The 8,264-nt window shown below is 32.3% G+C and carries 9 protein-coding genes; 2 read left to right on the top strand and 7 right to left on the bottom strand.

The genetic code is table 11. The features are described from left to right. Positions 1–626 precede the first annotated feature (626 nt). Both OD917_RS21330 and OD917_RS21325 read right to left on the bottom strand, forming a co-directional pair. Positions 627–1,862, bottom strand: a complete 1,236-nt coding sequence (locus OD917_RS21330) for an ABC transporter permease (RefSeq protein WP_111286899.1) — start codon at positions 1,860–1,862, stop codon at positions 627–629. A gap of 99 nt (positions 1,863–1,961) precedes the next feature. Then, positions 1,962–2,456, bottom strand: coding sequence for a YkgJ family cysteine cluster protein (locus OD917_RS21325; protein ID WP_111286901.1), 495 nt, complete (start codon positions 2,454–2,456; stop codon positions 1,962–1,964). A 72-nt stretch (positions 2,457–2,528) separates the two neighbouring features. Here OD917_RS21325 and OD917_RS21320 point away from each other — a divergent pair, with 72 nt between their 5' ends. Continuing rightward, complete coding sequence (locus tag OD917_RS21320; RefSeq protein WP_263525399.1) at positions 2,529–3,236, top strand: class I SAM-dependent methyltransferase; 708 nt, start codon at positions 2,529–2,531, stop codon at positions 3,234–3,236. Between the two features lie 18 nt (positions 3,237–3,254). Next, the gene (locus OD917_RS21315; protein ID WP_111286905.1) at positions 3,255–3,800 is read left to right on the top strand and encodes a YfiT family bacillithiol transferase; all 546 of its coding nucleotides are present in this window, start codon (positions 3,255–3,257) and stop codon (positions 3,798–3,800) included. Between the two features lie 75 nt (positions 3,801–3,875). Here OD917_RS21315 and OD917_RS21310 read toward each other — a convergent pair whose 3' ends face one another. From OD917_RS21310 to OD917_RS21290, 5 genes are all read right to left on the bottom strand, one after another. Continuing rightward, positions 3,876–4,508, bottom strand: a complete 633-nt coding sequence (locus tag OD917_RS21310) for a 7-carboxy-7-deazaguanine synthase QueE (RefSeq protein ID WP_111286907.1) — start codon at positions 4,506–4,508, stop codon at positions 3,876–3,878. A gap of 99 nt (positions 4,509–4,607) precedes the next feature. Then, positions 4,608–6,275 carry a tetratricopeptide repeat protein gene (locus OD917_RS21305; protein ID WP_263525398.1) on the bottom strand — a complete coding sequence of 556 codons (1,668 nt, stop codon included), beginning with the start codon at positions 6,273–6,275 and terminating at the stop codon, positions 4,608–4,610. Between the two features lie 18 nt (positions 6,276–6,293). After that, entirely contained in the window at positions 6,294–7,217 is a 924-nt protein-coding gene (locus OD917_RS21300; RefSeq protein WP_263525397.1) for a PstS family phosphate ABC transporter substrate-binding protein, read from the bottom strand. A gap of 2 nt (positions 7,218–7,219) precedes the next feature. Continuing rightward, entirely contained in the window at positions 7,220–7,450 is a 231-nt protein-coding gene (locus OD917_RS21295; protein WP_263525396.1) for a hypothetical protein, read from the bottom strand. Continuing rightward, positions 7,450–8,250, bottom strand: coding sequence for an energy transducer TonB (locus OD917_RS21290; protein ID WP_263525395.1), 801 nt, complete (start codon positions 8,248–8,250; stop codon positions 7,450–7,452). Before OD917_RS21290 ends, OD917_RS21295 begins: the two co-directional genes overlap by 1 nt. Positions 8,251–8,264: the final 14 nt, after the last annotated feature.

The raw sequence follows: 8,264 nt of genomic DNA, 5'->3' as shown, positions 1-8,264 counted from the left end.
ATCTTTTTTTTCGAAAATTTCTTTTCTCAAATATCATCAGGCTGCCGGAATGTCTAAGAGCGTTTTTCGCCGTTGCGGGTGCAAAAGTAGTCCCTTTTTCCGGTTATCCAAGCTTTTTTCCAAACTATTTCCATTCTTTTTTGCAATTATTTCTTAACTGTCTCATAACGGCAGGTTTACATTTTGAGCTTTCTTGAATGTTTGTGAGTTTTTTCTCTGTTCAACTGCGGTTTTCTTGTTTTACAACGGTTTTGCTTTCTTAATTTTGTGGGGTTTATAGCTTTTCCGCATCTTTTTATATGATTCTCTAGCATTTTAACGGCGCCTTTCAGCCTAAAAGCTTCCTCTGGAAACCGATGCCCTAGCCCCGATAGAAGCGGAAATCCTTTTTATGGCGGGGTTCGCCATAAAAAGATTGAAGCGCATAGCGGGATTAAGCTCCTGATTATTATCAAAATTATAATACTGAAATCCGAATCCCAAACTTTAAAAGGCTTCGACTTCGCTCAGCCAGACAAAACTTTACTCTTAACATATTATATGATATGATTTTATACAATACGTATAAAAAATAAACCCGACAGGTTTTCAAAACCTGTCGGGTCATATTCTGGTTAAATTTTGTTTTAATCGAAACGAATCGCTTTTACTGGAGATATTTTCGTTATTATATAAGACGGTATTAATAAAACTAGAAAACAAATACCTACCGTAAGCAAATTCAATAATAATATATAAATCCAATTTAAATAAACTGGAGCTTGATTTACGTAATAATTTTCAGGGTTTAACTGGATCACTCCAAATTGCTGCTGGATTAGCAACAATGAAATTCCAATTAGATTTCCCCAAAAAAGTCCACGAAGGATTAAATAAAAGGCATTATATAAAAATATTTTACGAACTGACCAATTATTAGCTCCCATAGACTTTAAAATACCAATCATTTGGGTTCTTTCTAAAATAAGAACTAATAAAGCTACGACCATATTAATTGTGGCCACAAGAATCATAACCGCTAAAATGATTATGATATTAAAATCAAACAACTGAAGCCAGTCAAAAATGTAACTGTATTTTTCGACAATGGTTTTAGTATCGAGATTTGAAGATGTTTGTTCGTAAACTTTATTCCCTACTTCTTTAATTGTATTAAAATCTTTGACAAAAATCTCAAATGACCCAATTTGGTCCTCGTTCCACTTATTGATTCTCTGAATATGTCGAATATCACCAATAATATATGTGGCGTCAAAATCTTGAAATCCGGAATTAAATATTCCAGCAATTTTAAATCGGCGACTGTTTGGAAGCTTTCCTTGTTCTTCTTTTATAAAAAAGGTGTTGAATTGATCTCCAACTTTCAAGTTTAGACGATCTGCAAGAAATCTAGAGATAATTACATCTTCATTCAATGCCTTTGTAAAATCAGGCAATTTACCTTCTACAATGTATTCTTTTATATTATTCCAATCGTAATCGGCTCCAACTCCTTTAAATATTATTCCTTCAAATGCATTTTCCGTTCGTATAATTCCTGCTTTGCTAGCCACTGCCTGGATATGACTAACTTCTGGAACTGATTTAAAATTTGGATAAAAATCTTGTTTCTTTGAAATTGGAACTGTTGTAACTTCAGAATTATTATTATCGTAGTTCGAGATAATAATTTGACCATTAAAAGCAGAAACTTTATCCCGAATTTTTTTTTGAAGACCAATTCCTGTTGCCACAGAAACAATCATCATAATCATTCCGATTGCGATCGCAGAAATAGCAATTTTTATAATAGGTGCCGAAATACTGCTTTTATAATCTTTTGCAGTAATAAGTCGTTTGGCTATGAAGTATTCTAAATTCAAATTATGGTTTTTCTTTATGTTTTTTAATTATTCCTTTCTCAAAAATACATCTTAAAAAAGGAAATCAAGATATTCTTGGAAACAATTACCAGTTTTTAGTTATAGTGGCAGTTTCTTTTTCATTTCTTCTACAATATTAAATGCTGCTGGGCAAATTTCAACGTTTTTTAAAGTTAGATTTGAAATCTGATAAAATTTATTTCGATCTGTATGTGGAAATTCTCTGCAGGCCTTTGGACGAACATCATAAATCATACAATAATTTTCATTATCCAAAAAAGTACACGGAACGCTTTTCAAAACATAATCTTTGTCCTCATCAATTCGAAGATATTGTTCAATGAATTGTTGTGGCTTTTGTCTAAAATGTTTCGAAATTCGTTCAATATCTGCCAATGTAAATAGCGGACCTGTTGTTTTACAGCAATTAGCACATTTTAAACAGTCCGTTCTTTTAAATTCAGCATTATGCAAATCCTGCATAATGTAATCTAAATTCTTTGGCTGTTTCTTTTTAAGCTTATCGAAATACTTTTTATTCTCGTTATGCTTATCTTTGGCTAACTTACTTAAGTTATTTAAAATCTGTTTCAAGTTTAAAATTTAAAGTTGATCTGCAAAATTAAACAACTTTGAACTTGAAACCTTAAACTTTACACTAAAACAATGAAAGATCTTTTTGGGAAAGCGATATTTGATTTTTACACCAAAAATTCACCACAGGATATTATTACTGAAACTTCGATTTCTGAGGAAGACGAAATGAGCGTTGAATATCTTTTTCGCAATTATAATGAAATGCCAAAAATTGAACAAAAGGCTTTACAACTGGCAAAAGGAAAAATATTAGACGTAGGATGCGGAGCTGGAAGCCATACTCTTTCATTGCAAAACGAACGCAATTTGGATGTAACTGCCATTGATATTTCAGAAAAAGCAATCGAAACTTGCCTACTTCGAGGAATAAAAAATGCTAAAGCTGAAAATATTCTAGATTTTGAAGGAGAAAAATTCGATACTATTTTACTTTTAATGAACGGAACTGGTATTTTTGGCCAATTAAAAAACTGCAATACCTATTTAACTAAATTAAAATCGCTTTTAAATCCTGGAGGACAAATTTTAATTGACAGTTCTGATATCATTTATATGTTTGATGAAGATGAAGATGGCGGAAAATGGATTCCGTCTGAAAATGATTATTATGGGGAACTTGTTTTCAATATTAGCTATAAAGGAGAAAAAGAAGAACCTTTTGATTGGTTGTATTTAGATTACAACACGCTTCAAAATGCAGCAATTTCGAATGGTTTTAATTGCGAACTTGTTCTTGAAGGCGATCATTATGATTATTTAGCGAAACTTTCCATTTAAAACAAACCATAAAAACCTATGAAAGAATTAGATTTAGAGAAATTAAAATATCCCATCGGAAAATTTATTGCTCCGGAAAATTATTCAACAGAGTATCTTTCTGAAAGAATTAAAGAAATTGAAGCTCTTCCAGAAAAATTAGCAAAAGAAACCATTCATTTAACTGATGAGCAATTGGATACTCCATATCGTCCTGATGGCTGGACCGTGAGGCAAGTCATTCATCATTGTGCTGAGAGCCACATGAACTGCTATATTAGAATTAAATGGGCATTAACAGAAAATAATCCTGTTATTAAAGCTTATGATGAAGTTCTTTGGTCTGAATTAAATGATAATTTAACCATGCCTATTCAACCGACTTTAGATTTACTTAAAGGCCTTCATTTTAGATTAGGCTATATTATGAGAAATTTATCTGAATCTGATTTAGAAAAAACTTTTATCCATCCTTCCGATAATTCAGAAAACAAACTAAAAAAGATTATAGGATCTTATGCTTGGCATGGAAATCATCATTTAGCCCACATTACCACTTTAAAAAATTATAAAAACTGGAAATAATTGATTGACTATTTTTTACACAGTGTGTACTCACAATAAACAAAAAATCTCTTCGCTTGAAGAGATTTTTTTGTTCTATGGAATATTAAGATACTTATGTGTTTGTAATGAGACCCTCCATTTTGGATTATTCATAACATAATCGACAATCAATGGAGTCATTTCTTCTTTTTTGCTCCATTCAGGCTGAAGGAATAAAATTGCATTATCGTTTACTAATTCTGCCTGTTCTTCTGCAAAAATAAAATCGTGTTTGTTGTAAATGATCACTTTTAGCTCGTGCGCATTGTCATAAACCGTTTGCGTAGGTAATTTATTCTTTTTCGGAGAAAGACAAATCCAATCCCAAGTTCCTGATAACGGAAAAGCACCAGAAGTTTCAATATGAACTTTTAAATTTCTTTCTTTTAAACGTTTTGTTAGAAGAGTCATATCCCAAGACAAAGGCTCTCCACCAGTTACAACAACTGTATCAGCATACTTTGCTGCATTATCCACAATTAAATCAATACTTGTTGGTGGATGAAGTTCGGCATTCCAGCTTTCTTTCACGTCGCACCAATGACATCCGACATCGCATCCTCCAATTCTAATAAAATAAGCAGCTCTTCCTGTATGTGAACCTTCCCCTTGAATGGTATAGAATTCTTCCATCAAAGGAAGCATAGCTCCTTTATTTACTTCTAATTGTATTTCTTTTGGTAACATTTTAATATTTTAAGAGTGCAAAGATAGTCAATAATATACATAACAAAAAAAACCGATAGCTTTTGAACTATCGGTTTTCGTTTATTTTAAAAATCTAAATTATTTTAAAGATTTTAAAGATTGTGTAGCGTAAGCATTTGCTGGATCCAACACTAAAGTTTTGTTGAAGTATTCAATAGCTTTTGCTTTGTCAGTATTAGCGTAACTAGCTGCTATATTGTTGTAAGCTTCAATAAATTTAGTTTTTACTGCTGGTTTAGCTAACTCATCAGCACCTTTAGCAGTAATTTTAGTTACATAATCTTCGTAGTTTTTAGTCATTACATCATCTTTTTCTAACAATCTGTTGATTCTTGCTTTGTATAAGTAAGCCTCATCGTAATTTGGAGATGCAACTAAAATTTTATCGAAAGTAGCTTCTGCTTTTGCTAAAGCGGCAGCATCTGGAGCTCCGGTAGTTTTATTTACGTTTGCATAGTAAACAGAGATACCGTAGTAAACACTGTCATCTAAATAGTTTTTAGATTCTGAGTTGCTAGCTCCAAGTTCGAAAATAGAAGCAGCTTGTAAATATTGTTTTTTACCAAATAAAGCTTTTCCGAAATCAGCTAATTCTTCAACTACTAAAGGTTCCATTTCTACTGCTTTTTTAATATCTGCAAGACCTGCATCAAAAGCAGTTTGCTCTACATTTCCAGCTGCATCAGTTCCTTTTTTAATTTTAGAAAGACCTAAGTATAAATAATCTCTTCCAATTACTTTATTTGATGGAGTTTTGATATAATCCTCGATAGATTTAATAGCTACATCTACGTTTCCGTTTTCGTATGCTGCGTAACCTAAATATCTAAAGATTCTAGGATTAACTTTATCTTGAGCAATCATTTTGTTCGCAACAACTTCTAAGTTTTTGTAGTCTTTTACTAAAACTAAGAAATCTGCGTGACGCATTTTAGAATCAAGAGAGTAATCTGTTAAACTTAAATACTTCTCGTAGTTTGTAATTGCATTTTGTAAATTAACTTTAGAAGTAGAAGGCTTGTTTCTTGCCCATTTGTAATATGTTTCAGCAAGTTCTCTGTAAACTGGTCCATAATTAGCATCTAATGCAATAACTTCATTGAAAGATTTAATAGCTTCATCATACGATTTTGCACCTTTCAATAAAACTCCTAATTGCATTTTAGCTCTTAACAAAGTGTTGTCAGCTGTAAAAGCATCACGGTAAGCTTTGTAAGCATCGTTTTGATTGTTTGCTCCGTAGTAAGCATCACCAATAGCCAAAAGTGCTTGAGCATTTTGAGGATCAACTAATAAAGCACGTTTTAAAACATCAATAGCATTTTTATAATCTGGATTCTCAGAGTTCATGTAAGCTCTAGCGATATAAATAAATTCATTTACATCTTTTTTCTTCATGTCTTTAGTAGCTAAAGCAAAATTTGCTTGAGCCGCAGCTGTATTTTTGGCATCAAGATCTAACTGACCTAAACCAATGTAGTTTAAGTTTTTCTTATCTGAAGCTTGTAATCCATTATTGTAATAGATTTTAGCAGAATCTACAACAGATTGATTTAAATAAACATTTCCTAAAACAAAATTTGCCTCACCATCAGATGGTTTAGATTTGATGATTGATTTAAGCATTGTTTTAGCTTTATCAAATTGCTCTGCATCAATTGCTTTTTTTGCTTGGTTGATATCTTGCGCTTTTGCCGCCGTAGCCGAGGCAACTAGTGCAAGACCTAAAATTTTAAATTTATTCATCTTTTTATCGTAATTAATTTATTCTTTATCTTTTATAATTTCACTTCTAATTTTAAGTTTTCGCCCAGGAGTTTTATATGGCAGTAAACCTGATTTCAAAACTATACGCTGACCGATGTCTCCTGCGATGAATGAAGCAAACCCCATTCCTAGACCAGAATAGCCTTGACAATTGATAATAAACAAATCACGTGCCAAAGGATATTTTCCAATCTCTAAGTCATTTTGAGTAGGACTATAATACTCATTACCATTCAAACCTTTAACATAAAGGACATTAATCTTATCTATAGCCTCTGTCATGTCAGGGGTTGGCTGATAAAACCAATTAATACCAATGACACCGATCATTCCTTCATTTTCTGAAACAAATTTGATTACTTCATTATTTGTTTTAAATGAGAAAACTCCAGATTTAGGTATCTCATTCACTTTCGCTAATTCCTTCATGTAACGAACCGTACTTGAATTAGGATTATCAAAAACAAGGCCTTTAATTTTGCTATCTTTTTTACCTTGCATAAAATCAATCACACTTTTCAACGCAATAAGCGTATCATTATTGTTCTTGCTTGAAATAAATGCAATCGCATCTTTAGCGAAAGGCGTAACTCGAGGTTTTATTTTACTTTTATCAAAGCGAGCTAGCTCGTCTTTTGTTAAATTTCGTGTGGTAATTACAACTTTAGCCTTTTGATTTAGCAAATCATTAATTACTTCTGCTTCAGATTTTGGCTTAACTGTAATTTTTGCATCATAGTAAGTCCCTTCAAAAACAGCAACCTGATCATCTACGATTTGTTTTACCGTTTCATCGACAGTAATATCAAGTGATCCTTTTAAAATTGTTTCTTTTTCAGTTTCACTTTTGCTTTTTTGGTTACACATGGCAAACAAAAAGACAAAAACTATCAAACCTAAAGCCTTACTATATTTCAACATGATTATTCTTCTTTTGAATTAATTAATCTTAAAAATCTTATTCCCGAATATACAATTAATAACCCACCAAAGGCATATCGATATTTTGGTTCCATATTTAATGGTAATTTTTCCCAAAACATGATCATCAAACCAAGTATAAGATAAATTAAAAAAAACAGTATTCCTAAAACAAGAAGAAATCGCTCTTTGAGCGATTTCTTCTGAATATTATTAAGCATATCTTTTAACATTATTCTGCAGATTGAATAGTAATAGGCAGAGAGTAAAGTACTCTAACTTTTTTACCATTTTGCTCGCCGGGAGTCCATTTTGGACATTTTTTAAGAACACGAATTGCTTCTGCTCCTGTTCCGTAACCGATATCTCTTAAAACTTTAATATCTGTTAACGACCCGTCTTTTTCAACTACAAACGTAACGTAAACTTTACCTTTTAAACCTTCTTCTTCTGGAGTTTTGTAATTGTTTCCTACGAATTTGTAGAATTTATCAATTCCTCCAGGGAAATCTGGTTTTACCTCGATACCAGCTGTGTTATAAACATTGTTATCTTCTTCTACTACTTGAGAAACAGGTCCTGTTCCTACTGGTTCATCTACAGTTAATACTGCATCTGGATCTCCTTTAATAGTTTCAGCTCCAACTTTTTTGTCTTTTAAATCCACAATTTTTGGTGGATCCTCAGTAACTTCTTCAGCTTTTGCAACCACAGGTTTAACGAATTTAACCTGATCCACTTTTGGTGGCGGTGGCGGTGGTGGTGGCATGTTAGGCTTAACTTCCTCTTTTTTAGGAGGCAATTTTACCGCAGCCATCTTAACCTCTTTAATCTCTTCTTCTTCTTTAGAGTCTGGCAACAAACTCGCAACAAGAGGAGCAGCAATAGCAGCACTAAAGATAAGAGAACCAATAACAAGTGCTTTCACAGTTGTTTTTCCGTTTGATTTTCTCAGCTCGTATGCTCCATATATCTTATTACGCCCTTCGAATACGATATCAAGCCACTGATTTTTTATAATATCTAATTTCATACTTCTTGATTTTT

The organism is Flavobacterium sp. SH_e, from assembly GCF_025717045.1.
Lineage (GTDB): Bacteria > Bacteroidota > Bacteroidia > Flavobacteriales > Flavobacteriaceae > Flavobacterium.
The sequence above is the reverse complement of the archived record's forward strand: the minus strand, read 5'-3'. Positions and strand labels throughout refer to the sequence as shown.

Coding starts and splice junctions, on each gene's coding strand:
- OD917_RS21290 (WP_263525395.1), bottom strand. CDS start 8,250: ATGAAATTAGATATTATAAAAAATCAGTGGCTTGATATCGTATTCGAA.
- OD917_RS21315 (WP_111286905.1), top strand. CDS start 3,255: ATGAAAGAATTAGATTTAGAGAAATTAAAATATCCCATCGGAAAATTT.
- OD917_RS21305 (WP_263525398.1), bottom strand. CDS start 6,275: ATGAATAAATTTAAAATTTTAGGTCTTGCACTAGTTGCCTCGGCTACG.
- OD917_RS21320 (WP_263525399.1), top strand. CDS start 2,529: ATGAAAGATCTTTTTGGGAAAGCGATATTTGATTTTTACACCAAAAAT.
- OD917_RS21295 (WP_263525396.1), bottom strand. CDS start 7,450: ATGTTAAAAGATATGCTTAATAATATTCAGAAGAAATCGCTCAAAGAG.
- OD917_RS21310 (WP_111286907.1), bottom strand. CDS start 4,508: ATGTTACCAAAAGAAATACAATTAGAAGTAAATAAAGGAGCTATGCTT.
- OD917_RS21300 (WP_263525397.1), bottom strand. CDS start 7,217: ATGTTGAAATATAGTAAGGCTTTAGGTTTGATAGTTTTTGTCTTTTTG.